We start from the raw sequence: 24,142 nt of genomic DNA, 5'->3' as shown, positions 1-24,142 counted from the left end.
GGGGCAGATTATTGCACGGCTTTCAGTGCGGCTTTATAATCAGGCTCATTGGAGATGTTCTTCACCAGCTGCGTGTAGCATACCTTCCCATTTTCATCCACCACGATGACCGCCCGTGCCATCAGTCCTTCCAGCGGACCATCAGCTAATTGCAGACCGTAGTTCGTGACAAAATCCCGGCTGCGGAACACCGACAGCGGCACTACGTTGTCGAGTCCTTCGGTAGAACAGAAACGTGATTGCGCGAAAGGCAGATCCATGGAAAGGCATAAAACTACGGTATTTTCCAGTCCTGCTGCCTTGGCATTAAACTGTCGGACAGACAGCGCACATGTCGGCGTGTCCAAGCTGGGGAAAATATTCAGAATCACTTTCTTCCCTTTGTAGTCCGACAAACTGACCTCTTCCATTTTCGCATTGACCGCCCGAAAGTCGGGGGCTGTTTTTCCCACTTTGACCATCGGTCCGGAAGTGTGTGCTTCTACTCCCCGGCAGATAACGGTTTCTCCATTTTTCTGTGACAGGTGGCTGGCGGATGGGTTGGCTGTCACATTCAGTGACAGACAGAGCAGGCACGCCGCCGTCATTCCTAAGATTCTACTGATTTTTTTCATATCAAAATAATTAAGGGCTAGGGCTCTAAAGATACGGAGATTTTTCGATTCTCCAAATGGAATGGGAAATCTTTCCAAGTTTTTAGGCACATCGTATATCGGATGCTGAGGAGATGATAATCACTTGATTTTGAGGAAAATCTCTTTGAACAAACAACCACCTGTCAAGGCCTTTTTTACGTTTTCCTTACTGGAAACGTACGTTTCGTGGCAGGGAAACCTACGTTTCCGCCAGGAAAGACGTACGTTTCTGGACAGAGAAACGTAAAAAACGATAAGGCACTTTGCTCAAAATGTGGGCGCATTGCCGGAAACAAATCGGGGTGTTTGATATGATTGTCTGTGTATAATCTGAATCTGCGCTGCGATTTTGGGTGTGTATGGGTGAGATAAGAAAAAATAATCTTTCCTTTTAAATTAATTAACTGTTTGTTTGAATGACTATTACGACAACTTCGTAGATTTGCGAAAAGTTCGTAGAAAACCTAATTCGATATGGAAAAGCTAACTTATCAGGAAGAAGAGACCATGCGTTTCATCTGGCATTTGGGACCGTGTTTCGTGAAAGAAATCGTGGCATGTTATGACGAGCCGAAGCCGCCTTACACCACGGTGGCCTCGATTGTGAACAACCTGAAGCGGAAAGGCTACCTGAAGGCCGAAAAGTTTGGGAACACTTACCGCTATACGCCGCTGGTAGCGCAGGAGGAATATACCCGCAATTCGGTGGGCAACCTTGTGCGCAACTATTTCGCCAACTCTTACAAGGAGATGGTGTCGTTCTTCGCCAAGGAGCAGAAAATCTCCAAGGACGAGCTGAACGAGATTATCGACCTGATTGAGAAGCGGGAAGACAAATAGAATATTTTAGATTTACTTACCTTTTAAATTGTTTTTTACTATGCTATATCTTCTTCAAGTCAATCTCGGGCTGGTCCTGTTTTACGCCTTGTACAAGCTGGTATGTACGCGGGACACATTTTTCCGTTCCAGAAGATTCATTCTGCTGCTGGCGCTGGTGCTGCCTTTCGTATTGCCGCTGGTCGACGTGCGGGAATGGCTGGAAAGTCGTGACAGCCTGATCATGCTCACGCATTTTGACTATTCGGTGGTGTTGCCGGAAATAGTGGTGGGAAGTGAAACGGCGGAAGCGGGAAACGGCGTGTGGGTGTTGTCCGATTGGATGGAATACCTGTATCTTGCCGGTATGCTGGTGCTGTCTGTCCGGTTCCTCGTGCAAGCGTGCAGTTTGTGGCACCTGATCTTGCGTACGCCGGAGAAGACGATAAATGGCATCCGTGTGAAATGCCTGAATGGCTCGTCCGGACCCTTCTCTTTCTTCGGGTGGATTTTCCTGAATCCGGCGACGGTGAAGGAAGACGAGCTGGACGAAATCCTGACGCACGAGATGGCACACGTAAAGCAGCGACATTCCGGCGATGTGCTGCTTGCCGAGATGGTCAGCATCTGCTGCTGGATGAATCCTTTTGCCTGGCTGCTGAAACGGGAAGTCCGGCTCAATCTGGAGTTCCTGGCCGACAAGAGAGTCGTGGAAGCGGGATTCGCCACCAAGAGTTATCAATATCACCTGCTTGGGTTGGCTTATAGCCACAAGTATGGATTATCCAATAATTTCAATTTCTCTCATCTTAAAAAACGTATCATTATGATGAACAAGAAAAAATCAAACGGAACAGGGCGTATTAAATATGCACTGTTCATGCTTCCGGCCTTTGCTCTACTCGTTGCCGGAAACACCTCCTGCTCGCAGGGAGCATCCGAAAAACAGGATGCCAAAGAAGAAACCGTCGCACCGGATTCAGTAGCGGCTCCTACTGACAGTGTGGCAAAGGACGAAGTGTTTATGGTAGCGGAACAGATGCCTGAATATCCAGGAGGGATGAAGGAGTTGTTCAAATTCCTTCAAGACAACCTGAAATATCCGGAAAGTGCCAAGAAGAACAATGTGCAGGGACGGGTAATCGTGCAGTTTGTAGTGGAAAAAGACGGAACTCCTACCGAGTTCAATGTGGTTCGTGCGGTGGATCCGGATTTGGATGCAGAAGCTTTGCGCGTGCTGAAGACCATGCCTAAGTGGAAACCGGGCATGCAGAAGGGAGAGGTCGTGAGAGTGAAATACACCGTGCCTGTTACGTTCAGACTTCAGTAATCAGTTTTTTGAGTCCGCTTTCAAATCGGTTTCTACGCATGTTTTATATGCTTCTGAGAGAAGTTGAAAGGAAGAAACCGCATTTGAAAGCGGACTCATTTTTATAAAAATATAATACCATGAAAATCACTACAATATTATTCTTTTCCATGTTATTGGGGATGGTGATAGGGGGGTGCCATTCTGGGCAGAAGGTTCCGGAAGGTGAATTCCTGATAGAAGGATTTGTGAAGAACCTGCCCGACAGTTCAATTGTTTCCCTCTTTCAGTTTGAAAACAGAAAGTATGCGGCCGCTATGCTATCTGATACGGTTACAGATGGCAGGTTTGTGTTAAGGGATACCATTACTTCAAAGGAATCTTGGCAGCTGTTGCTATTAGTAATCTATAAGAAGACATTTTCAGTGTGGCCGCTTTCTCTATGGGTAGTTTCTGGGGCAAAAATCCGGATCCAGGGTGAAGGCATGCTCTGTCCGTTCTGGACGGTAGAAAGTGAGGTACCGGAGCAGCAGGCGGAGGCTGAATTTACCAAGCTGGGAATGCCGGAAATGGTGGAAGCCTTTAAGCAAGAGATGATAGTCTATGAAATGTTTGACAAGAGCATAAATGATATTTCCATCCGAAACAAGATTGATTCTATCCGTCGGAATCATATATATCCTCTGCAAGACAAAGTTCGGTTACGGGAATTGGAATACATGAAAACGGCTCCGGTCACAAAAGTCTGGCTGGAAAAGTATTGTGATCAGTTGTCTTTCCTCAATTGGAACCCCGACTCTCAATATTCCCATAAAGAATTGGTTTATCCGTTGTATGCACGTTTGTCTGAGGCTGACCGCAAGTCGCTGGTAGGACGTGAAATAGCAACTTATATCAAGATGGTGGAACCAGTAAAAGAAGGCGACCACATGGTAGACGGCACACTGTATGATACGGAGGGGAATAAGCATCATCTCTCTGAATTTGAGGGTAAATACATTCTGCTTGATTTCTGGAACCTCGGTTGCCAGCCTTGCATGGAGGCACTGCCGGAAATGGAAGAAGTGAGTCGTATGTATAAAGGCAAGCTGGAACTGGTTAGCATTTGTGGGGCTGCGAAGAACAGGTGGAAGAAGTTTGTGGCAGAAAAGAAACTGACCGGCCATCAATGGAATGAACTTCGTGAGGTGAATGACAGACTTGCAGCGGTTTATGGTGTAAAGGGAGTGCCTCATTATGTGCTGATTTCACCGGAACGCAAGGTGATACATAGCTGGATGGGGTATCGTAAGCATATCTTGAAAGAGAAAATGGCAGAATTTGTGAAATAGTCGTTATTTTTTCCAGACTATAGGAAAGTAGGTAATGGCAAACTTGTAGACCGAAAAAATGTATTCTTCCAGTACCTTGTATTTTCTGTAGATTTTTCTATACATTTGCAGCCGTATATTTATATATAAACAAAAATAAGACACAATGAAAAATTTAAGAAACATGCTGGCAGCCGGTCTGTTCATGGCTGGAATTTGCTTTACCGCCAGCGCACAGACACAGATTCCGCTGGAAAACTTTTTCAAGAACCCGGAAAAGATAAACTATCAGGTATCGCCCGACGGGACCTACTTCTCATTCATGGCTCCCTATGAGAACCGCATGAACCTTTTTGTACAGAAAATCGGATTGGATACGACCATCCGTATCACCTCTGAAACGGAACGTGACATCGCCGCAAGCATGTGGGCCGGCAATAATCGCATCCTTTTCGTCAAGGATACGGGAGGCGACGAGAATTACCAGCTCTATGGCGTGAACATCGACGGTTCTGACCTGAAATCGTACACCAATTTTCCGAAAGTCAGAACCCATATTATCGACCCGCTGGAAAAAATCGATTCACTGGTCATCATCGGCATGAACAAGCGTAACCCTCAGGTATTCGACCCGTATCGCTTGAACCTGAACACAGGAGAACTGACTCTGCTGGCCGAGAACCCGGGCAATATACAGGGATGGATGACCGATCACGACGGCAAGCTGCGTGTAGCCCATGCTATAGTAGACGGCGTCAATAAGCAGATACTATACCGTGAAACGGAAGACCAGCCGTTCCAACCGGTATTGACCACCAACTTTAAGGAAACCGTCGGTTTTGCCGTCTTTACGCCCGACAACAAGATGGTCTACGCACTGACCAACATCGGACGCGACAAGACCGCACTGGTTTTGATGGATCCGAAAACCTGCGAAGAGAAGGAGGTCCTGTACATGAACGACAAGTACGACATCTCGGATTTCGGCTACTCCGAAAAGAAGAACCGGCTGACAGTAGTAGCCTGTGAAGGGCACAAGGACATGATCCGCCACTATTTCGACAAAGAAGAAGAAGGGATACGTAAGAAACTGGAAGCCCAGCTTCCGGGCTATAACGTCAGTATCACCAGCCAGAGCCGAGACGAGAATATCCGCCTGATCCATGCCGGCAATGACCGTACATACGGATCTTACTACCTCTATAATGTGAAGGAAAACAAGCTCACCAAGGTGGCCGACATAGCGCCCTGGATCAAAGAAGAGGAAATGTGCGCTATGAACCCGATTACCTATACCAGCCGTGACGGACTGACCATAGAAGGTTACCTGACTCTGCCGAAAGGTTATACCATGGAAAATGCAAAGAACCTACCGGTTGTAGTCAATCCGCATGGAGGACCGTGGGCCCGCGACACCTGGGGATACAATCCGGAAGTACAGTTCCTTGCCAGCCGTGGCTATGCCGTACTGCAGATGAATTTCCGCGCCTCAACCGGATATGGACGCAAGTTTACCGAGCTGGGCTACAAACAATGGGGACAGGCCATGCAGAATGACATTACCGACGGAGTAGAATGGCTGATCAAGGAAGGTATAGCCGACCCGAAGCGGGTGGCCATCTATGGAGCAAGCTATGGAGGTTACGCTACCCTGGCAGGAGTGACTTTTACTCCCGACCTGTATGCCTGCGCCGTCGATTACGTAGGAGTGTCCAACCTGCTCTCGTTCATGAATACGATTCCTCCCTACTGGAAACCGTTGCTCGACATGATGCACGAAATGGTGGGCGACCCCGCAACCGACAAAGAAATGATGGAAAAATACTCGCCTGTATTCCATGTAGACCAGATCAAGGCTCCGTTGTTCATCGCCCAGGGTGCAAACGACCCGCGCGTCAACAAAGCCGAATCTGACCAGATGGTAGAAGCCTTGAAAAAACGAGGTGTGGAAGTGGAATACATGGTAAAAGAAAATGAAGGACACGGATTCTATAATGAAGAGAACAAGTTCGACTTCTACCGTGCCATGGAGAAATTCCTTGACAAGCATCTGAAATAAACACTTCAGGCTTACAGACAACTTGCCGATTATAGCCATCCGGATGCCATGCCGATTTTCCCGTTTTTTGAAACTTGGAACCATATACAGGAAACCCAAGCTAACCGGAAGACATAGTGGAATATTGCGCAAGAAAGGAAAAATCCTTGCATTTTCTGTAGATTTTTCTATACATTTGCAGCCGTACATTTAAACAAAGAGAAAAAACAGATGCATCGTATCGCTTCCTATTCGCGCAAAGTCATGCTTCGGTTCCGTCGCTGGAGCCGGAAGGAATATGCTGCGTTCGTGAGCCTGCATCGCCATGTTACCATCGGACAGGTGGGGCGGGGAATTGCAGATGCTTCATTGGGCAAGCAGAAAACGGCGGTGTGCAAAGGGAAGAAGACTGAGGTTGCATCATGGAATATCCTCTCAGAGGAGGATGTACTCTTTGGAAGCGGAGGACCGGGACTTGGAGGAAATCTATTCGAGATAGACCAGAAAGGATTGTGGTGTCTGGTGGTGCCGCAAAAGGAAGAAGTGTCTGCGACGCTTGTAAACAGAATAAATAAGATAATAAATAACCGAAAGGGGTGTACCCGTTTCAGGTAAAGTCTGACAGACTTAACCGAAGCGGATACATCCCTTCTTTTTTATTTAATACAATACGTATGGAAAGATTACAGAAATTAGAAGAGAAAATAAAAGAAGGACAGGTGCTGACCGCCGAAGAAGCTTTGTGGCTGTTGGAAGAAGCGCCTTTTGACGCATTGTGTGAAACGGCCCATCGCATCACCGAGGCATATGCTTCGCGGAAGTTTGACATGTGTTCCATCATCAACGCCAAGTCGGGACGTTGCCCGGAAAACTGCAAGTGGTGTGCCCAGTCGGTACATCATCACACGGGCGTGGAGGAGTACGGACTGGTGAGCGAAGAAGAATGTTTGCGTCAGGCACAGATGAACGAAAGCCAAGGAGTATCGCGCTTCTCGCTGGTGACCAGCGGACGCCGGCCTTCGGCGGGAGAAATAGAAAAGTTGTGCCAGCACGTTGAATATCTGCGGGCACACAGCGGCATCAAGTTATGTGCATCCTTGGGACTGGCCACGGAGGAACAGCTCGTGGCCCTGCACCGTGCGGGGGTGAGCCGTTATCATTGCAATCTGGAAACGGCACCGTCGTTCTTCCCGAACCTGTGTTCCACGCATACCCAATCCCAGAAGATAGATACGTTGCAGGCGGCTCGCCGGGCAGGCATGGACGTGTGCAGCGGAGGCATTATCGGCATGGGAGAAACACCTGCTCAGCGGGTGGAACTGGCGCTGACCTTGCGGGAACTGGAGGTGCAGTCCATCCCGCTGAACTTGTTGCAGCCCATCAAGGGAACGCCGCTGGAACACGCGAAACCGCTGACGGCGGAAGAGGTGTTGCGCACGGTGGCCATGTTCCGCATGGTGAACCCGACGGCTTTCCTCCGTTTTGCTGGAGGACGTTCGCAGTTGAGTGAGGAGACGGTAGACCGTGCCCTGTATGTGGGCATCAATTCGGCCATTGTGGGCGATTTGCTGACTACTCTCGGTTCCAAAGTATCAAAAGACAAAGAACGTATAAAAGGAGCAGGATATGAATTGTGAGAAACTGTTTGACGAATTTGACCGGGACCACCTGTGGCACCCGTACACTTCGACCTCAAATCCGTTGCCTACTTACAAGGTGGAACGGGCAGAGGGCTGTACGTTGACCTTGGCCGACGGCACGGAACTGATTGACGGCATGTCGTCGTGGTGGTGTGCCGTGCATGGATACAATCATCCGGTATTGAACCGGGCGGTGGAGGAACAGGTCCACCGGATGTCGCACGTGATGTTCGGGGGACTGACCCATGAACCGGCCATCGAACTGGGAAAGGAATTGCTGAAAATCGTGCCTCCCAGCATGGAGTATATTTTTTATGCCGACAGTGGGTCGGTGGCCGTGGAGGTGGCCTTGAAGATGGCGGTGCAGTATCAGTTTGCGGCCGGTTATTCGGAGAAGAACAATTTCGTGACTATCCGCTCTGGATACCACGGCGACACGTGGAACGCCATGTCAGTGTGCGATCCGGTGACGGGCATGCACAGTCTGTTCGGTTCGGCCCTTCCGGTGCGCTATTTCGTGCCTGCTCCGCAGTGCCGTTTCGGTGCGGAATGGGACGAAAAAGACATCGAGCCGTTGCGGGAAGTCATCATGCAGCACCACGACGAGCTGGCGGCCCTGATTTTAGAGCCGATCGTACAGGGAGCCGGCGGAATGCGTTTCTACCATCCGCAGTATTTACGGGAGGCGGCACGCCTCTGCCGGGAACACGGCATGCTTCTGATTTTTGACGAAATTGCCACGGGCTTCGGGCGTACGGGCAAGCTCTTTGCGTGGGAACATGCGCAGGTGGAACCGGACATCATGTGCATCGGTAAGGCACTGACCGGAGGGTACATGACCTTCTCGGCGGTGCTGGCTTCGGCGAAGGTGGCCGACTGCATTTCTTCCAAGGAACCGCGTGCCTTCATGCACGGGCCTACGTTCATGGGTAATCCGCTGGCGTGTGCCGTGGCACTGGCTTCCGTCCGGCTGTTGTTGTCGTCGGGCTGGCAGGAGAAGGTACATCGTATCGAGGCACAGTTGAAAGAGGAACTGGCGCCGGCGGCTTCGTTGCCGCAGGTGGCCGATGTCCGGGTGCTGGGGGCCATCGGGGTGATTGAAACCAAGAAGCCGGTCGACATGGGCTGGATGCAGCGGCGGTTTGTGGAAGAAGGTATCTGGGTACGTCCGTTCGGACGGCTGGCTTACATTATGCCGCCTTTCATCATCCGTCCGGAACAGCTGACCAAGCTGACGAGCGGTTTGTGTAAAATTGTGGGCGAAATGCCGGAATAAAAACAAAGGAGGAACATCATGGAAAATGAAATACAACCCGGACCGGACAGGGATTTCCAGCTGGAGCTGGACAAGCTGGAGGCGTGCGGCAACCTGCGCGTGTTGCCGGAAACCTGCTGTGACGGGAGATGGATTGAAGCCGGTGGACGGCGGATGCTGAATCTATCGTCGAACGATTACTTAGGACTGGCTTCGGACAAGGCGTTGCGCGAGGAGTTTCTGCGGACGGTGAAGGAGAGGGACTTGTACTTTTCTTCTTCGTCCTCACGGTTGCTGACGGGCAACTTCCCGGCTTATCGGGAACTGGAAACGCTGTTGGCTTCGCTGTTCGGGGCGGAGAGTGCGCTGGTGTTCAGCAGCGGGTATCACATGAACACGGGGATTCTGCCGGCGGTGACCGATGCGAATACCCTGATTCTGGCCGACAAGCTGGTGCATGCGAGCTTGATTGATGGCATCCGCCTGTCGGCGGCCAAGTGCATCCGCTACCGCCACCAGGACTATGCACAGCTGGAGAATTTGCTGGCCAAGTATCACGGGGCGTATCACCGGATTATCATCGTGACGGAAAGTGTGTTCAGCATGGACGGTGACGTGGCTTCGCTCGATCGACTGGTGGCACTGAAGCGCCGGTATGACCACGTGATGCTGTATGTGGATGAGGCGCACGGCATTGCGGTGCGGGGGGCGCACGGACTGGGGGTGGCCGAGGAACAAGGCTGCCTGAAGGACATTGATTTCCTGTGCGGCACCTTCGGTAAGGCGATGGCTTCTGTCGGGGCGTATGTGGTGTGCCGGAAGGTGATTCGGGATTATCTGGTGAACCGGATGCGGACATTGATTTTCACCACGGCCTTGCCTCCCATCAACGTGGCCTGGACGCGCTTCGTCTTGTCGCGGTTGGAGGAGATGCAGGCACGGCGGGAGCACCTGGCACGGATTTCAGCACGTTTGCGGGCGGCTGTCCATGAAAGTGGGGCTGATTGTCCGTCGGAAAGCCACATCATCCCTTTGGTGGTAGGGGCCAACGAGAAGGCTATCTGGAAGGCTATGCAGATGCAGGAACACGGCTTCTATGTGTTGCCCGTACGTCCGCCTACGGTGCCCGAAGGGACGGCACGGTTGCGTTTCTCGCTGACTGCGCTGATTGAAGAGGACGAAGTGGCGCGTTTGTGTCACGAATTGAAGGAATGAATCGGAAAGAATTGAAGGAATGAAACAACTGTTTATCAAGAAAGAAGGAAACCCGGTGTTGCTGCTTTTCTTTGCGGGCTGGGGGTCAGACGAAAACCTGTTTGGCAGTCCGGTCCCGGAAGGGTGCGATTACTTGCTGTGTTTTGATTACAAGAATATGGACTTTGACTACAGCCTGTTGGACGGTTATCAGGAGATACGGGTCCTGGCTTGGTCCATGGGCGTATGGGTGGCCTGCCAGACGTTGACTGGGAAAGATTATCCTTATGGAATGAGGCTGGCTGTGAACGGGACACCTTATCCTATCCATGATACCAAAGGAATTCCGGAAGCCATCTTCCGGGGAACGCTGGAGAATTTCTCGGAACCGGTGCTGGTGCGTTTCCGTCGGCGCATTTGCGGGTCGGCGGCGCAGGTGAAAGCTTTTCTGGCACATCACCCTTACCGGACGTTGGACGACTTGCATCAGGAACTGGCAGACGAATGGACAATGGTGAAGGCCCGTCCGGCGTGGAAGTGGGACTGGGACAAGGCGATTGTCGGGACCTCGGATAAGATTTTTCCACCGCAGAACCAGCGGGAAGCGTGGCAGGGCGTACCGGTGGAAGAGAAAGACGTGGAACACTATGACGAGGAGCTGTTCCGGCAGTTGCTGAGCGGAGAAAGTAGTTTATGGACAAGACCCTGATTAGTCGGCGTTTTGCGAAGGCCGTGGGCACTTACCTGGACAAGGCTGACGTGCAGCGTTACGTGGCATCCCGGATGGCGGAACTGACCAGTCGTTACATTCCTTCGGACATACAGGAACGGGTGCTGGAAATAGGCTGTGGCACGGGCATGTTCACGCGGATGTACTTGCAGCAGGCTGCACCGGAAGAAATGTGGCTGAACGACCTTTGTCCGGAAGTGGAACCTTATCTGGCGGATGTGTTGGGTGAAAAGGTGCATTTCATGGCGAAGGATGCGGAGACACTGGCTTTTCCGTCAGGACAGGACCTGATTGTGTCGTGCTCGGCGGTGCAGTGGTTCGACGATTTGCCGCGTTTCTTTTCGGGATGCCGAAGGCTGCTGCACGAGGGGGGCTACCTGGCTTTCAGTACTTTCGGCCCTCACAACACGGAGGAGGTGGCGACGTTGGCTTCGGCTGGGCTATCGTATCCGTCGCTGGAGGCACTGCGGGAGATGCTGGCCGCCCGTTACGAGGTAGTGTATGCCCACGAGGAGCAGTTGCGCCTGTCGTTCGCTTCCCCGCTGGAGGTGTTGCGGCACCTGAAAGAGACGGGAGTGACGGGCACGGCGGCACAGGCCTGGACACGGGGCAGGCTGCAGGAGTTTTGCCGGGAATATACCCGGCAGTTTTCGGATGAACGGGGCAGGGTGTACCTGACTTTTCATCCCATTTATATGATATGTAGAAAATAGAATAATAACTATACGAGAATGAAAAAGAATGTATATTTTGTGAGTGGCATCGATACGAACATCGGAAAGAGTTATGCTACGGCTTATCTGGCTAAGACATGGAACGAGCGGGGCATCCGCACCATTACGGAAAAACTGATTCAGACGGGTAACATGGACTTGTCGGAGGACATCGAGCTGCACCGTCGGATTATGGGTACCGGTTTGCTGCCGGAGGACAAGGAACGGCTGACGATGCCGGAGATTTATTCTTATCCCTGCTCTCCGCATCTGGCTGCAGAGATTGATAAGCGTCCGATTGACTTCGGCAAGATTGAACGGGCGACGGAAACCCTGAGCGAACGCTACGATGCGGTGCTGCTGGAAGGGGCCGGGGGACTGATGGTTCCCTTGACGCGCGACTTGTTGACCATTGACTACGTGGCGCAGAAACAGTATCCGTTGGTGTTCGTGACTTCCGGACGGCTGGGAAGCATTAACCATACGTTGTTGAGCCTGGAGGCGATGAGCCGCCGGGGCATCCGTCTGCACACGCTGGCCTACAACCTCTTTCCGGAGGAAGATGATGAGATTATCCGCCGCGATACCGAAGCGTATATGCGTGACTTGCTGAAACGGGACTATCCGGAGGCAGAGTTTGTAGTGGTTCCTTTTCTGGGTGACAAATAACGGGAAATAGTGAAACTGGGATATTATCACCTGCTGGCCATTTTGGTGGTCGCAGTATGGGGATTGACGTATATCTCCACCAAGGTGTTGATTCAGCATGGACTGCATCCGCACGAGATTTTTTTCTATCGTTTCCTGATTGCGTATGCGGGTGTCTGGGTGATTTCCCCCCGTCGGTTGCTGGCTGATAGCTGGAGGGATGAAGGTCTGCTGCTTTTGGGCGGCTTCTTTGGAGGTGCGCTGTATTTTTATACGGAGAATACGGCATTGGGCATCACACAGGTATCGAATGTGGCCTTTCTGTTGTGTACGGCTCCTCTGATGACGGCGTTGCTTTCGTCGGCGCTTTATAAAGGGGAACGGCTTACCCGACGATTGCTTGGCGGTTCGGCACTGGCCTTGTGCGGCGTGGCCCTGATTGTGTTCGAGGGGCAGCACGGGGTACAGGTCTCTCCGTGGGGCGACTTGCTGACCTTGTGTGCGGCGTTTTCGTGGGCGTGCTACAGCCTGGTGATTCGTCAGCTTTCGGGGCGTTATCCGGTGTCGTTCATCACCCGGAAAGTGTTTTTCTATGGAATTATCACCATCCTGCCGCTGTTCGCGGTTTATCATTTCCGGCTGAACGCAGAGATTCTGGTGCAGCCGCCGGTTTGGATGAACCTGTTGTTCCTGGCTTTGGTGGCCTCGCTGGTCTGCTTTGTCGTCTGGAACGTGGCACTCAAAAAAATCGGAGTGGTGCGGACTTCCAACTACATCTACTTGGGACCGCTGGTCACGCTGGTTGCTTCCATGTGTATTCTGGGAGAGAAACTGAGCCTTTGTGCGATTGTGGGGGCTGCCTGCATTTTGTGCGGAGTCTATTGGGCGGAAAAGAAACATTGAATTTTTTTGCTCAACCGACAAGTTTAGGGAAATCCCTATCTCAAAATAGGGATTTCCTGCTTGACGGGGAGAAATATCTTCCTATTTTTGTACCAGAATAAAAAGGTAAAACCGTTAAAAGATAGAACTATGAGGAAGTTGAAAGTATTTGCTTCGTTGATATGGGCAAGTTTACCGCTTTTTATGGCGGCCCAGAGTAACGACGACCTTTACTTCGTGCCCAAGAAAAAGGCAGAAACGAAGAAGGAGACCGTAGTGGCCCCGAAGCAGAATCAGGGGACAACGGCATATTCCACATTGTCTTCTTCCACTCCAGTGGTGGTGAAAGATGCAGCTGGAAATACACGTGATGTAGATGAGTACAACCGTCGGTATACTTCACGGGAGAATACGTTCTCCATGCAGAACGATACACTTTACATACAGGAAAAACCGTATGGAGAGCGGGGAGAATGGGTGAACGGATTTGAAGGTTCACAGGATGATTATGAGTACGCCATGCGAATTGTCCGTTTCCGGAGTCCGCGCTACGCCATTCCGGTAAGCAGTCCGTTGTATTGGGACGTGGTGTACGGTGCCTTCCCATCTTGGGATTGGAACGTGTATGACGATGGCTTGTATGCATACATTTTCCCGACTTACAGCAACCCGATGTGGTGGGACTGGAGATGGAACTGGAGCATTGCCGGACCAAGTTGGGGCTGGGGATGGTATTCTCCATGGTATTATAGTTGGTACTCTCCATGGTATTCTCCTTACTGGTACGGTGGCTACTGGGGTGGCTATTGGGGAGGTTACTGGGGTGGTTATTGGGGCCCCGGATGGCATCACCATTACCCGTATTATGGATGGGGAGGAGGTGCTTATCAAGGACATTCCTATACCTACAATAACCGTCGTGCAGAGCAGGTGGTACGGAGAGGTACCGTGGGTTCTGTGTTTGACCGTAACGGCAGAACGGGCGGTCGTGTAATGGGTGGACTGGACCGTAATAGTAGAACGGGTGGTCGTGTTGTGACTGGTACCGATGGAATACGTTCTATCCGTCCGGATGGTGCTTCCAGAGTGCGCAGTACAGGCACAAGATATACCCGTCCGTCACAAGGTTTGGGTGAATCTACTTATTCTCGTCCCAGCAGTACACGCCCGAATTCTTATCGTAATACGGATGTGTTTAACCGGATGAACCAGAACAACAGCAACCGGATGAATAATGGATTCAATAATTCACGTACCAATTCTTCTGTCAGAAGTTATAGTAACTTTGGAGGCGGTAGCTACCGTTCTACTACGGGTGGCGGCGGATCCAGAGGAATAAGTACGGGCGGCGGTGGCGGCGCACGCAGAAGATAAATGTGTAACTAAAAGGAGATTGAAGATGAAAAAGAAATACATGTATGCAGTGGCCTGTTCATTATTGTGCGGTGCACAGGCCATGGCACAGACTGCTTATGATGCGGCCCGCTATGCGGGGGATGAGTTGAACGGAACGGCCCGTTTTGTCGGAATGGGTGGAGCCATGAGTGCGCTGGGTGCAGATATTTCAGTGATCGGCACCAACCCGGCGGGTATCGGTTTGTTCAGAGGCCATGAGGTGGCTACGTCATTTGGCATGAATGCCACAAAGGCAGAGAGTGACTTTAATGGAAGTGTGATGAATGACAAACGGAATAAGGCTTCGTTTGACCAGATTGGTTTTGTGTACTCTACAAAGATTGGTAACCGCACGACGCTCCGTTACCTGAACTTTGGATTCAACTATCATAAGAGTCAGAATTTTAACCGTCAGTTTGCGGCAGGAGGTATGTTGAATGGTTTATCCCAGACGCAGCAGCTGGCCAATATGGTAGCAGGCTCTATTTACTCCATCAGTGAGATGGATGATATTTATAATTATGGAGTAGAAGGACACAGCGGTCTTTCGAACCCTTATTATAATACCAATTATCCGTATTTGGGAGTGATGGGTGTCCGGTCGGAACTGGTTGGAGTGGGTACCTTCGAGGATGGAAAAGGAGGTACTGTTCAAATGCCGATGGGATGGAACGGAAATGCTAACGGATTCCGCAGTCGGGAAGAAGGTGGTATCAACCAGTACGATTTTAATGTGGCCTTTAATGTGGAAGACCGGATGTATTTCGGAATCACCTTGGGTGTGAACGATGTGAACTATACGCGCAGTACGTATTATACAGAGGATGTATATGATGGCAATCATTCAGGATATTATGAGTTGCGGAATGCGTATCGTACAGAAGGGACCGGACTGAATCTGAAGTTTGGGGCCATTTTCCGTCCGATAGAAGATTCTCCATTCCGTTTTGGTCTGGCCATTCATACACCCACCTGGTACTCGCTGACTGATACCTATTCTGCTGAACTTTATTCGGAACTGAATTACAAGTTTGCCAATGAAGCTGATAATACGCAGTTCAAAGCAGACGAGCGGACGATTGATTATGCAGGAGAATCAGTTCAGGATTATCGTTTGGTGACCCCGTGGAAATTCAATGTAAGTGCCGGAACTACGGTAGGCAGTTTCTTGGCTATGGGGGCAGAATATGAATATGCCGGTTATAACGCTTGCCGGATGTACTATAACGACGGGACTCCGATGGAGAACCAGAATGAGTACACCAAGTCTATTCTGAAAGGACAGCACACGGTACGTGTGGGACTGGAGGCACGCATTTCTTCAGCTTTCAGCGTACGGGCCGGTTACAATTATTCTACATCGGCTTTCAAAGATGGAGCATATAAATCGTTGAATGCAAACGATATGCGTACAGATACGGAATATATGAATGATTTGTCACGCAATACGGTGACCGCAGGTTTAGGTTATAGAGGAAAATGGTTTTATACGGACCTGGCTTACAAATACAACGTGTACAAGTCTGATTTTTATGCGTTCAGTGATGAGGCTTTGCCAGCCACTAAGGTCACCAACGAACGTCACCAGGTGTTGCTGACACTGGGCGTTCATTTCTAAGCGTTCATTGTGTTTGTTTTATTTAATAGAGGAGTTGCTTTAATTTGAGGGGCGGCTCCTTTTTTTATTCTTTTTTTTCACGGTACTCTTTCTTTTTCCAGAAATTGAATCCCATGTAAACGCGCAGACTTCCGAAGGAATTGGTGATGGAGAAGGTGGGCTTGCGGTAGTTGTAGGTGTGGAGCACCAGCGAAGCTCCCACATAGTATTTGCTGTTGTTCCAGGTAATACCGGCCCGCGTAATCAGATCGAAATTGATGTCTCTGATCCATTGTGCCCAGCTGGTACCGCTTTGGGTAGGTTGGTCGTTGATACGTGATTTCTTATAGGCAATGGCCGGGAGTAGGGATACATTCAGCAGACAGTTTTTCGCGAATACCCAGTTGTAGCCGTAGCCCACGCTAAGATTGTAGTCGGTATAACGCAGGCTGTGGAATTGCAGGGAGGGATTCAACTGCTGTTTTATTTCATCAGGCAGTTGAGTATGGTCGAACGAAATGTTGTGCTGTGAGTAGGAGAATCCTGCCAGTAAAGAGCCGCAGCTTTTCCGTTGATTGGTCGACTGACTGTAAGCGGCCGGATAGGAGAAACGCTTGTGGTTGAAAATCCAGTAGGCATTCAGTCCCTTGATGTCGCTTTGGAAGCCGTTGAACGGGGTGTTCGTGTAGTCCTTGCTCAGATTGAACTTCTCGTAGGAAGAGATCTTGAAGTCACTTCCCGTTTTTCGGTAATAGAGATCGACACCGAATTTGGCACTGTACAAGTTGAACACAAATTCTTTTCGGGGAGCCTTGTTCTTCCCTTTTCCAAGCAAGTCTCTGATGTCGAAAGAGACTCCTAAGAAAATCCATCTCCATCCGAAATACACGCCTAACTTGGTATTGATGTTGGGTGCGAAGCTCAGGCTTTGTCCGTCGTTGCTTCCCAGGCGGTAGTGCTCATACCAGGAACTTTGTTCCAACATGAAAGCCAGGTTATATTTGTTGGGAGAGATGTAGGTGGTATCTACCGTGTTCAGCTTGACGCCGACTTTCTTGATTTCTTGTCCGGTGAACTTGATAGAGCGTACAATGTCATGGGTCAGACTGCCCAATAAGGGACGCGAAGATGGAACGGGAGCAGGTTCCGTATTGGCCACACTGTCTCGCTTCTCTACTTGTGCCTTTCCATAGGCGGGATAGAGAAGAAACGAAGGCAGTATGGTCAACAAGGAAAGGTATTTCACCTTATGAAAGAAGTTTATAGTTTGTTCAGAATACGGTCCATGACCCAGTTGGTGGGTGTGGCACTGATGCCGTCGCAGGTACATACTGCTTTTCCTTGCAGGTGTTCCACCACGGCCTTAATCAGCGGTAGCTGTACGTGAGGCGGATTGGGCGGAAGAATCTCTTCGCGTCCGCGTTCGGTGTGCAGGGCTATCGGGTCGTAGGTAAAGACGGAGAAACAGATCATGCCTTTATCACCGATGATTTCGATACGGTCTTCCTTGGCCGATTCATGTGCCACGAAGCACCAAGAACCTGAACCCGGCAGGCCGGAATCGAACTTGAAGCAGGCACTGATGGTATCTTCTGCTTCATAGAGTCCGCCGCGGTTGCTCTTGTATCCTTCCGCTTCGAGGATACAGCCGAACATGTCCTGCAATAAATCCAGCTGGTGTGGAGCCAGGTCGTAGAAATAACCTCCTCCGGCAATATCGGGTTGCACGCGCCACGGTAAATTCTTGCTGTTGTAGTCCAAGGCCCGAGGGGGTTGTGCGAAACGGATCTGTACGTTGATGACGTTACCGATTTCTCCTTCGTCGACCAGTTGCCGTACTTTTTGGAAATAGGGCAGGTAGCGGCGGTAATAAGCTACAAAGCAAGGCACTCCCGTTTCTTTGGAGATACGGTTGATACGGGCGCAATCCTCATAGCTGGCAGCCATCGGTTTTTCGATGTAGACCGGTTTCCCGGCTTTCATGGCCATGATGGCAAAGGTGGCATGTGAGGACGGAGGGGTAGCGATGTAGATGGCATTCACATCTTCGTCGCCAATCAGTTCTTGCGCGTCGGTGTACCACCGGGGAATCTGGTGGCGTATGGCGTAGGATTTGACTTTTTCTTCTTCACGGCTCATGACCGCTACCACTTTGGAGCCTTCAATCATGTTGAAAGCCGGACCGCTTTTCTTTTCGGTGACTTCACCGCATCCGATGAATCCCCAGTTTACTTTATCTAGTTTGATCATAGATGAGTGGTTTTAATGAAAGTATTTTTTATATAAATTCCGATAGTCTTCACTCTTCATATACTGGTCGAGCCAGCTGTTCAGGCTGTCGAGCAGGATAGGGGCATATTTAGGCGCTCCCCATGCATAAAACTGAGTGAAACTGATATCGGTATCAATGTCCAGATTGGGATACAATGCGATGTTGCCTTTGGCGATGTTTTCGTCGCAGACGGCATAGTCGATGTCACCTCCGGAAACCATGGCCATGAGTTGTTCGGGGCCATACTGGTCTACTTCCTGCAGATAGATGGTATCGGCTATTTCATTGATAAGGTTGTGCAGGCGCAGCAAAGCCGGTGAACCTTTGACTACGTGCAAGGTCTTCCCTCCCAATTCCAGCTGGTTGTGGATATAAAGGCTGTCTTTTCCTTTTTCCGGTTTGCGCTGTACTAAGATTTGCTTGCTCAGCCACAACGGATGGGTGAAAAGCAGGGTATCTTTGGAGCGGGTAGTAATCACAGTCCCCGTGGCAATCAAATCGTATTTTCCTTCGGCAATACCTTTCAGCCGTTTTTCAAAGCTCATTTCGGGAGTGACTTCCAACTGCAGGTGTTTGGCTTGGGCAAAGGCACTCAGCAATTCATAATCAAACCCGGAGACGCTGTCCTTGTCGGCATGGTAACTGAGGGTGTTATACTCCGTGACTGCCCGCAAGACTCCTGAACGGAGGATGTCGGGATAGTCACGTGGTGTGAATTCCGGACGAGGCTCTGAATGGGAGCAGAGGCGGATGACTACCAGCAGAAGGATAAAGCCGCCCAGCAGATAATAAGTCTTGTTCTTTTTCATGGCCGTTAATCAAAGAAGTTCCATGAAATACCGATTTTCAAGATACGCGGATTGAGCGGGTAGTGGGGAGCGAGGAAGTAACTCTTCTCGCCGGTACGTTGCAGCAGATTGTACATCTGCACGAAGATACGGGTACGTTTCAGATGCAGGTTGATGTATCCGTTGATAAGCGGATAGCCACCCACTTTGTAGCGAGTATCTGGATTCTGCAGATAGAACTGTCCGATGGCCGGTGCATAATCGGGAGCATAATATTGTGTGAAGTAACGCATATCGGCTCCCATTTCAATTTGGAGTACCTTCTTGGCCAGTCCGAACCGGATATACAAATCATGGTAAAGCACCAGTTCCGGTAAGGGCAATACGGTTTCGTTGCTGGTCTTCTGGTAGGTGATTTCATTATCCAGGTGCAGGATTCCTAATTTGAAGTCCTGCCGTAAGGTAGCACTGAATACCTGGATACTTCCGGAATACTGACTGACGGCCATGTTATTCTTATAGCTGGTCACATCATTGGAGTTCGTGTATTTTACCGACGTATTGTCAAGATAGGTGTAATTGGTGATGTTTTCCACTCCTGCCTTCAGTTGTGTCCGCCAGCGGTCGATGCTCAGTTTTCCTTCAATACGGGTACGCATGATTTTGCTCAGGTCATTGTCCCACCAATAGTGCTTGGAATGGAAATGCCGATAGTAGAAAGTCGGGTTCAGGTTCTTGATGTAGGCATTGGCTTCTAAGCGCACTGTATCATTGAACAGGCGGAAGTTTAGGTCACCTTGTCCTTCTACACTGAATTGTCCTGCATCTTCTCCAATCATGGCGATTTCACCCAGCACATTGTAGTGCAAGGTCTTTCCCTGCGATTTGATGAGCTGACCGCCAATGGATACCACATTTTCCTTGTGGCTGGTAGGAATACGTCGGCCCGCTGTTCCCGTAATGGTATCCGTCAGGGTAAAGTTACGGTGTTCGAAGCTGGCAAACACCGTCAGTCCAGCTTTGGCCCACTTGTTGAAACCTTCCCGCAGGGCGATACCCACCGTATTCTTGATGGAGAAGTTCTTGGTGACATCCAGCGAGTCTTTTCCTAAGTAGTTGTGTTCAAAATATTCCTCGTTCTGGTCTGTATTGTAAGAAATATATTTTCTCCGGTTGATGTCCATGTTGACCGTATGGATAAAACTGGTGACCGGTACAAACTCTGTTTTGGTAATGGTATCGTTTTCGGTCGTCACGTCACGATAGAACCCTAAATTGTAGCGATGGGTCAGGAAGGCGTGATATCCCGTGTTATGGTTCCAAATGTCCGATAGGTTGGTCGGAATGGAGTAGGTTTCATACGTACGGTTTCCTTCAGCCATTTCCAGCGGGTTGGTAATGTAACGGTCGTCCGTGATACCTCCGTTCTCGGCCACTTTCAGATTGTCGTTGATGAAGCTGAAATGCATGTCGTACTTGTCGCCATGGTAATAAGCGAAAAGGTTGCCGTTGAACAAGGCAGTAGACTGGCTGTCGTACTTACCACGCCCGTAGGTATAGTCGATATCGAAACCGAATCCCAGTCGTTTGTTCACGTTGACGGCGAAATAGGCCTTGAAGCGTTCCTCTCCGTTGCGTCCGCCACCTTGTTTGAAATAAGTCAGGTTGGTAAACGGTGATTTGGTGTTGGTATAAATCACGTCCTCCGGTTTTCTCACGGTGAAGTCGTACGGATCGGTAAAGAAGAACTGGCTGCTCTCTTTCCGTTCGAAAAACACATGCGAAATACGCGGTGCGCCGAGGTTTCCTAAGTATGTATAGTGTCCGGTTGGACCTCCCGTGTCGTTGGAGTTCTGGAATCCGTGTTGTAGAGTATCTATGGGAACCGGGGTCATTTCGCCGAAGCGAGTGTCAATTTTCCAGGCACTCAGTCCTACCGGTACGGTGCTGGCATCGATGACGGCAGTTGTATCTATCGGGTTTCCATTCCGGTCATACCTGTTATTATCCATTCCGGTGGCAGACATTCCTTGTCCGTATTGTGAAATGGTGTTCTGAGCAAATAATGTGCCGCACAGAAACAGGAGTATGGCTGTAAAAAGTACTTTCTTCATAATGGGGCAAAGATACAATAAAAAAGCGAAAACGGGCGGTTGTGCCTTTCAAAAAGTAGGGAAGTTTGGTGGATTCGGAAAGTGTATGGCAAACAAAAGGCTGCATGGAAATTCGATTGATAAATTTCCTTGCAGCCTTTCCGTTTTTAAGTTATATCAGTTTCCGATGAGAATCAGACTTCCTTGATGATTTCCATGCCGATTTTGATAGCCTCTTCGTTCATCGGAATGAGGTGATGATGGCGTTCGGGCAAGGTCTTGCGGAGTGCCTTGATCACACTGTCGATAGATACGATGGGGCGTATCTTGAGCAGACCGCCCAACACAATCATGTTGAAGGTCTTGGCCATTTTCCGTTCGTTGGCTTCATCCATGGCATCGATGCGGTATACGTGGATGTCCTTACGAGTCGGAGGATTGATGATGCCATAGCCGTCGTAAATCAGTACGCCGCCTGGTTTTACTTTGTTTTCAAACTTGGCAAGCGAAGGCTGGTTCAGTATGATGGCCGTATCGTATTTGCTGAGAATCGGGGAAGAGATACGTTCGTCGCTGACGATGACGGTGACGTTGGCCGTACCTCCGCGCTGTTCGGGACCGTAGGCAGGCATCCAGGTCACTTCCTTGTTTTCCATCAGCCCGGAGTATGCCAGGATTTTTCCCATGGAAAGTACCCCTTGTCCTCCAAATCCTGCGATGATAATTTCTTCTTTCATAGGTATGCGAGTGATTATTTAATATCTGTAGTATCTTTCAGGTCGCCCAGTGGGTAGAACGGGAACATATGTTCTTCCATCCATTTGTTGGCATCGGCGGGTGACATCTTCCATCCGGAGTTGCAGGTAGATACGATTTCTACCAGGCTGGAGCCTTTTTTCTGCATGGAGCATTCAAAAGCTTTGCGGATGGCTTTCTTGGCCTTACGGATAGCGGCAACTGACTGTACGGACTGGCGGGTCACGTAGGCTGTTCCTTCCAAAGTGGCCGCGATTTCAGTCATTTTCAGTGGATAACCGTGGATTTCCGGTACACGGCCGTAAGGACAGGTAGAAGTTTTCATGCCCACCAGTGTGGTCGGAGCCATCTGTCCGCCGGTCATACCGTAGATGGCGTTGTTGATGAAAATAATGGCAATGTGTTCACCACGATTCAATGCATGGATGGTTTCTGCCGTACCAATGCAGGCCAGGTCACCGTCGCCTTGATAGGTGAATACCAGACGGTCGGGCCAAAGGCGCTTGATGGCCGTAGCCAAGGCAGGCGCACGTCCGTGTGCGGCTTCCTGGCAGTCGATGTCCAGGTAGTTATACATGAATACGGCACATCCCACCGGACTTACTCCGACGGCTTTCTCGGCCATACCCATTTCGTCGATGACTTCGGCAATCAGTTTGTGGACTACTCCGTGGCTGCATCCCGGACAGTAGTGCATCGGGTTATCGTTCAGCAACCGAGGCTTCTGATAAACCAGATTTTCAGGTTTGATTATATCTTCTTTTGTCATAATAGGTTCTCCTGTAGGTTATCATAGAAAGAAACGGAACACGAACTCCATCATCTTCAGAAAGAGAGAAGCACCGCATACGTAGAAGAATACGGTTTTGTCATCTCCCAAGGTGAAGTAGAGTATTACGGAAATCAGCGCTCCAATCATAAACAATACGTTTAAGACGGCTCTTATTCTATCGGTATCCATAATTTATTTCTGAATCAGTTTTTCTTTAATGGCTTCGATTACTTCGTCCGGGTCGGGAACGATACCTCCCAAACGGCCGAAATGTTCTACCGGCACCTTGCATTCCACGGCCAGGCGGACGTCTTCAATCATCTGTCCGCTGTTTAGTTCCACGGTCAGGATACCTTTCACCTGTTTGGCTCTTTCTTTCAGCGCCTTGCTCGGGAACGGCCACAGGGTAATCGGGCGGAACAAACCGACCTTGATTCCCTCTTCGCGGGCATGCTCCATGGCTTTCTGTGCGATACGGGCGCATGAACCGAAAGCTACAATCAAGTATTCCGCATCTTCTGCATCCAGTTCCTCATAGCGGGTTTCTTTCTCCTCGATTTCTGCATATTTGGCTTGCAAATGCAAGTTACGCTGTTCCATTACTGCCGGATCCAGTTCCAGTGAAGTGATGATGTTCGGTTTGCGCCCTTTGCAGCCAGTGGTAGCCCACGGGCATTGTGCCAGGATTTCCTCTTCGGTACGTCTGGGGCGGAATTCCGGGAGAACCACTTTCTCCATCATCTGTCCAATGACACCGTCGGCCAGAATCATGGCCGGATTACGGTATTTGAAGGCCAGTTCGAAAGCCAGTCCTACAAAGTCGGCCATTTCCTGTACGGAAGCTGGAGCCAGTGCGATGAGGTGATAGTCACCGTGTCCGCCGCCTTTGGTAGTCTGAAAATAATCGGCCTGACTCGGCTGGATAGTACCCAGACCCGGACCGCCACGCATGACGTTGACCACCAGACACGGAAGTTCTGCTCCTGCAATGTAGGAGATACCTTCCTGTTTCAGACTGACACCGGGGCTGGAGGAGGATGTCATGACCATTTTTCCGCTACCAGCGCCTCCATACACCATATTAATTGCTGCTACCTCACTTTCTGCCTGGAGTACGACCATTCCAGTAGTTTCCCATGGTTTCTGTTCGGCAAGCGTTTCCAATACTTCAGATTGGGGAGTGATGGGGTAACCGAAGTAACCGTCCACGCCGAAACGGATGGCGGCATGGGCTATAGCTTCGTTACCTTTCATAAGAACAACTTCTTCTGCCATAATTTCTTAGGTTTTGCTTGT

General features: G+C 50.1%; 23 protein-coding genes. 14 read left to right on the top strand and 9 right to left on the bottom strand.

All coding sequences use genetic code 11. From position 1 onward, the window contains the following. Positions 1 to 8: 8 nt before the first annotated feature. Complete coding sequence (tpx, locus tag H6A28_RS04730; RefSeq protein ID WP_204479100.1) at positions 9 to 614, bottom strand: thiol peroxidase; 606 nt, start codon at positions 612 to 614, stop codon at positions 9 to 11. A gap of 495 nt (positions 615 to 1,109) precedes the next feature. Here tpx and H6A28_RS04725 point away from each other — a divergent pair, with 495 nt between their 5' ends. The 14 genes from H6A28_RS04725 to H6A28_RS04660 all read left to right on the top strand — a co-directional run bounded on the left by H6A28_RS04725 (position 1,110) and on the right by H6A28_RS04660 (position 16,186). Then, on the top strand, positions 1,110 to 1,475 hold the full coding sequence (locus H6A28_RS04725; RefSeq protein ID WP_204475892.1) for a BlaI/MecI/CopY family transcriptional regulator: 366 nt from the start codon (positions 1,110 to 1,112) through the stop codon (positions 1,473 to 1,475). A 40-nt stretch (positions 1,476 to 1,515) separates the two neighbouring features. Then, a complete protein-coding gene (locus tag H6A28_RS04720) occupies positions 1,516 to 2,784 on the top strand; it encodes a M56 family metallopeptidase (RefSeq protein WP_204475891.1) in 1,269 nt (422 codons plus the stop codon). Between the two features lie 119 nt (positions 2,785 to 2,903). Beyond that, positions 2,904 to 4,094, top strand: a complete 1,191-nt coding sequence (locus H6A28_RS04715) for a TlpA family protein disulfide reductase (protein ID WP_204479099.1) — start codon at positions 2,904 to 2,906, stop codon at positions 4,092 to 4,094. Positions 4,095 to 4,239: 145 nt separating this feature from the next. After that, positions 4,240 to 6,132, top strand: a complete 1,893-nt coding sequence (locus H6A28_RS04710; RefSeq protein WP_204479097.1) for a S9 family peptidase — start codon at positions 4,240 to 4,242, stop codon at positions 6,130 to 6,132. 210 nt (positions 6,133 to 6,342) lie between these two features. Continuing rightward, positions 6,343 to 6,726, top strand: coding sequence for a hypothetical protein (locus H6A28_RS04705; RefSeq protein ID WP_204475889.1), 384 nt, complete (start codon positions 6,343 to 6,345; stop codon positions 6,724 to 6,726). A 59-nt stretch (positions 6,727 to 6,785) separates the two neighbouring features. Then, positions 6,786 to 7,748, top strand: coding sequence for a biotin synthase BioB (gene bioB / locus H6A28_RS04700; RefSeq protein WP_204475888.1), 963 nt, complete (start codon positions 6,786 to 6,788; stop codon positions 7,746 to 7,748). After that, positions 7,738 to 9,027 (top strand): adenosylmethionine--8-amino-7-oxononanoate transaminase, encoded by a 1,290-nt coding sequence (gene bioA / locus H6A28_RS04695; RefSeq protein ID WP_204479095.1) that lies wholly within the window; start codon positions 7,738 to 7,740, stop codon positions 9,025 to 9,027. Before bioB ends, bioA begins: the two co-directional genes overlap by 11 nt. A gap of 18 nt (positions 9,028 to 9,045) precedes the next feature. Next, entirely contained in the window at positions 9,046 to 10,221 is a 1,176-nt protein-coding gene (locus H6A28_RS04690; RefSeq protein WP_204479094.1) for an aminotransferase class I/II-fold pyridoxal phosphate-dependent enzyme, read from the top strand. Positions 10,222 to 10,240: 19 nt separating this feature from the next. Continuing rightward, positions 10,241 to 10,909, top strand: coding sequence for a DUF452 family protein (locus H6A28_RS04685; RefSeq protein ID WP_204479092.1), 669 nt, complete (start codon positions 10,241 to 10,243; stop codon positions 10,907 to 10,909). Then, the gene (gene bioC, locus H6A28_RS04680; RefSeq protein WP_204475884.1) at positions 10,894 to 11,643 is read left to right on the top strand and encodes a malonyl-ACP O-methyltransferase BioC; all 750 of its coding nucleotides are present in this window, start codon (positions 10,894 to 10,896) and stop codon (positions 11,641 to 11,643) included. Before H6A28_RS04685 ends, bioC begins: the two co-directional genes overlap by 16 nt. A gap of 18 nt (positions 11,644 to 11,661) precedes the next feature. After that, positions 11,662 to 12,312, top strand: a complete 651-nt coding sequence (gene bioD / locus H6A28_RS04675) for a dethiobiotin synthase (RefSeq protein WP_204475883.1) — start codon at positions 11,662 to 11,664, stop codon at positions 12,310 to 12,312. A 9-nt stretch (positions 12,313 to 12,321) separates the two neighbouring features. After that, positions 12,322 to 13,194, top strand: coding sequence for an EamA family transporter (locus H6A28_RS04670; protein ID WP_204475882.1), 873 nt, complete (start codon positions 12,322 to 12,324; stop codon positions 13,192 to 13,194). A 129-nt stretch (positions 13,195 to 13,323) separates the two neighbouring features. Continuing rightward, positions 13,324 to 14,547 (top strand): hypothetical protein, encoded by a 1,224-nt coding sequence (locus tag H6A28_RS04665; RefSeq protein WP_204475881.1) that lies wholly within the window; start codon positions 13,324 to 13,326, stop codon positions 14,545 to 14,547. Positions 14,548 to 14,572: 25 nt separating this feature from the next. Continuing rightward, entirely contained in the window at positions 14,573 to 16,186 is a 1,614-nt protein-coding gene (locus H6A28_RS04660) for an OmpP1/FadL family transporter (RefSeq protein ID WP_204475880.1), read from the top strand. 64 nt (positions 16,187 to 16,250) lie between these two features. On the opposite strand, the gene H6A28_RS04655 is transcribed toward H6A28_RS04660, so the two are convergent. The 8 genes from H6A28_RS04655 to H6A28_RS04625 all read right to left on the bottom strand — a co-directional run bounded on the left by H6A28_RS04655 (position 16,251) and on the right by H6A28_RS04625 (position 24,121). Beyond that, on the bottom strand, positions 16,251 to 17,411 hold the full coding sequence (locus tag H6A28_RS04655; RefSeq protein ID WP_345944492.1) for a DUF4421 domain-containing protein: 1,161 nt from the start codon (positions 17,409 to 17,411) through the stop codon (positions 16,251 to 16,253). Positions 17,412 to 17,425: 14 nt separating this feature from the next. Further along, entirely contained in the window at positions 17,426 to 18,415 is a 990-nt protein-coding gene (locus H6A28_RS04650; RefSeq protein ID WP_072542950.1) for a Gfo/Idh/MocA family protein, read from the bottom strand. 12 nt (positions 18,416 to 18,427) lie between these two features. Beyond that, positions 18,428 to 19,246 carry a transporter substrate-binding domain-containing protein gene (locus tag H6A28_RS04645; RefSeq protein ID WP_204475878.1) on the bottom strand — a complete coding sequence of 273 codons (819 nt, stop codon included), beginning with the start codon at positions 19,244 to 19,246 and terminating at the stop codon, positions 18,428 to 18,430. Positions 19,247 to 19,251: 5 nt separating this feature from the next. Beyond that, the gene (locus H6A28_RS04640) at positions 19,252 to 21,339 is read right to left on the bottom strand and encodes a putative porin (RefSeq protein WP_204475877.1); all 2,088 of its coding nucleotides are present in this window, start codon (positions 21,337 to 21,339) and stop codon (positions 19,252 to 19,254) included. A 173-nt stretch (positions 21,340 to 21,512) separates the two neighbouring features. Then, on the bottom strand, positions 21,513 to 22,055 hold the full coding sequence (locus H6A28_RS04635; RefSeq protein ID WP_204475876.1) for a 2-oxoacid:acceptor oxidoreductase family protein: 543 nt from the start codon (positions 22,053 to 22,055) through the stop codon (positions 21,513 to 21,515). 14 nt (positions 22,056 to 22,069) lie between these two features. Then, a complete protein-coding gene (locus H6A28_RS04630; protein WP_204475875.1) occupies positions 22,070 to 22,843 on the bottom strand; it encodes a thiamine pyrophosphate-dependent enzyme in 774 nt (257 codons plus the stop codon). A 21-nt stretch (positions 22,844 to 22,864) separates the two neighbouring features. Then, positions 22,865 to 22,993, bottom strand: coding sequence for a hypothetical protein (locus H6A28_RS15300; protein ID WP_262483167.1), 129 nt, complete (start codon positions 22,991 to 22,993; stop codon positions 22,865 to 22,867). Between the two features lie 45 nt (positions 22,994 to 23,038). Next, on the bottom strand, positions 23,039 to 24,121 hold the full coding sequence (locus tag H6A28_RS04625; protein WP_204475874.1) for a 3-methyl-2-oxobutanoate dehydrogenase subunit VorB: 1,083 nt from the start codon (positions 24,119 to 24,121) through the stop codon (positions 23,039 to 23,041). Positions 24,122 to 24,142: the final 21 nt, after the last annotated feature.

It is taken from the genome of Bacteroides mediterraneensis (assembly GCF_016900355.1).
Lineage (GTDB): Bacteria > Bacteroidota > Bacteroidia > Bacteroidales > Bacteroidaceae > Phocaeicola.
Note: the sequence above shows the minus strand (reverse complement) of the source record. Positions and strands in the feature narration are given on the sequence as shown.

What these genes read in the sequence shown, in the direction of transcription:
- H6A28_RS04645 (WP_204475878.1), bottom strand. Translation starts at nt 19,246, where the DNA reads ATGAAAAAGAACAAGACTTATTATCTGCTGGGCGGCTTTATCCTTCTG.
- H6A28_RS04685 (WP_204479092.1), top strand. Translation starts at nt 10,241, where the DNA reads ATGAAACAACTGTTTATCAAGAAAGAAGGAAACCCGGTGTTGCTGCTT.
- bioD (WP_204475883.1), top strand. Translation starts at nt 11,662, where the DNA reads ATGAAAAAGAATGTATATTTTGTGAGTGGCATCGATACGAACATCGGA.
- H6A28_RS04710 (WP_204479097.1), top strand. Translation starts at nt 4,240, where the DNA reads ATGAAAAATTTAAGAAACATGCTGGCAGCCGGTCTGTTCATGGCTGGA.
- H6A28_RS15300 (WP_262483167.1), bottom strand. Translation starts at nt 22,993, where the DNA reads ATGATTGGAGCGCTGATTTCCGTAATACTCTACTTCACCTTGGGAGAT.
- bioA (WP_204479095.1), top strand. Translation starts at nt 7,738, where the DNA reads ATGAATTGTGAGAAACTGTTTGACGAATTTGACCGGGACCACCTGTGG.
- H6A28_RS04650 (WP_072542950.1), bottom strand. Translation starts at nt 18,415, where the DNA reads ATGATCAAACTAGATAAAGTAAACTGGGGATTCATCGGATGCGGTGAA.
- H6A28_RS04720 (WP_204475891.1), top strand. Translation starts at nt 1,516, where the DNA reads ATGCTATATCTTCTTCAAGTCAATCTCGGGCTGGTCCTGTTTTACGCC.
- H6A28_RS04690 (WP_204479094.1), top strand. Translation starts at nt 9,046, where the DNA reads ATGGAAAATGAAATACAACCCGGACCGGACAGGGATTTCCAGCTGGAG.
- bioB (WP_204475888.1), top strand. Translation starts at nt 6,786, where the DNA reads ATGGAAAGATTACAGAAATTAGAAGAGAAAATAAAAGAAGGACAGGTG.
- H6A28_RS04705 (WP_204475889.1), top strand. Translation starts at nt 6,343, where the DNA reads ATGCATCGTATCGCTTCCTATTCGCGCAAAGTCATGCTTCGGTTCCGT.
- tpx (WP_204479100.1), bottom strand. Translation starts at nt 614, where the DNA reads ATGAAAAAAATCAGTAGAATCTTAGGAATGACGGCGGCGTGCCTGCTC.
- H6A28_RS04630 (WP_204475875.1), bottom strand. Translation starts at nt 22,843, where the DNA reads ATGACAAAAGAAGATATAATCAAACCTGAAAATCTGGTTTATCAGAAG.
- H6A28_RS04625 (WP_204475874.1), bottom strand. Translation starts at nt 24,121, where the DNA reads ATGGCAGAAGAAGTTGTTCTTATGAAAGGTAACGAAGCTATAGCCCAT.
- H6A28_RS04715 (WP_204479099.1), top strand. Translation starts at nt 2,904, where the DNA reads ATGAAAATCACTACAATATTATTCTTTTCCATGTTATTGGGGATGGTG.
- H6A28_RS04660 (WP_204475880.1), top strand. Translation starts at nt 14,573, where the DNA reads ATGAAAAAGAAATACATGTATGCAGTGGCCTGTTCATTATTGTGCGGT.
- H6A28_RS04725 (WP_204475892.1), top strand. Translation starts at nt 1,110, where the DNA reads ATGGAAAAGCTAACTTATCAGGAAGAAGAGACCATGCGTTTCATCTGG.
- H6A28_RS04665 (WP_204475881.1), top strand. Translation starts at nt 13,324, where the DNA reads ATGAGGAAGTTGAAAGTATTTGCTTCGTTGATATGGGCAAGTTTACCG.
- H6A28_RS04635 (WP_204475876.1), bottom strand. Translation starts at nt 22,055, where the DNA reads ATGAAAGAAGAAATTATCATCGCAGGATTTGGAGGACAAGGGGTACTT.
- bioC (WP_204475884.1), top strand. Translation starts at nt 10,894, where the DNA reads ATGGACAAGACCCTGATTAGTCGGCGTTTTGCGAAGGCCGTGGGCACT.
- H6A28_RS04640 (WP_204475877.1), bottom strand. Translation starts at nt 21,339, where the DNA reads ATGAAGAAAGTACTTTTTACAGCCATACTCCTGTTTCTGTGCGGCACA.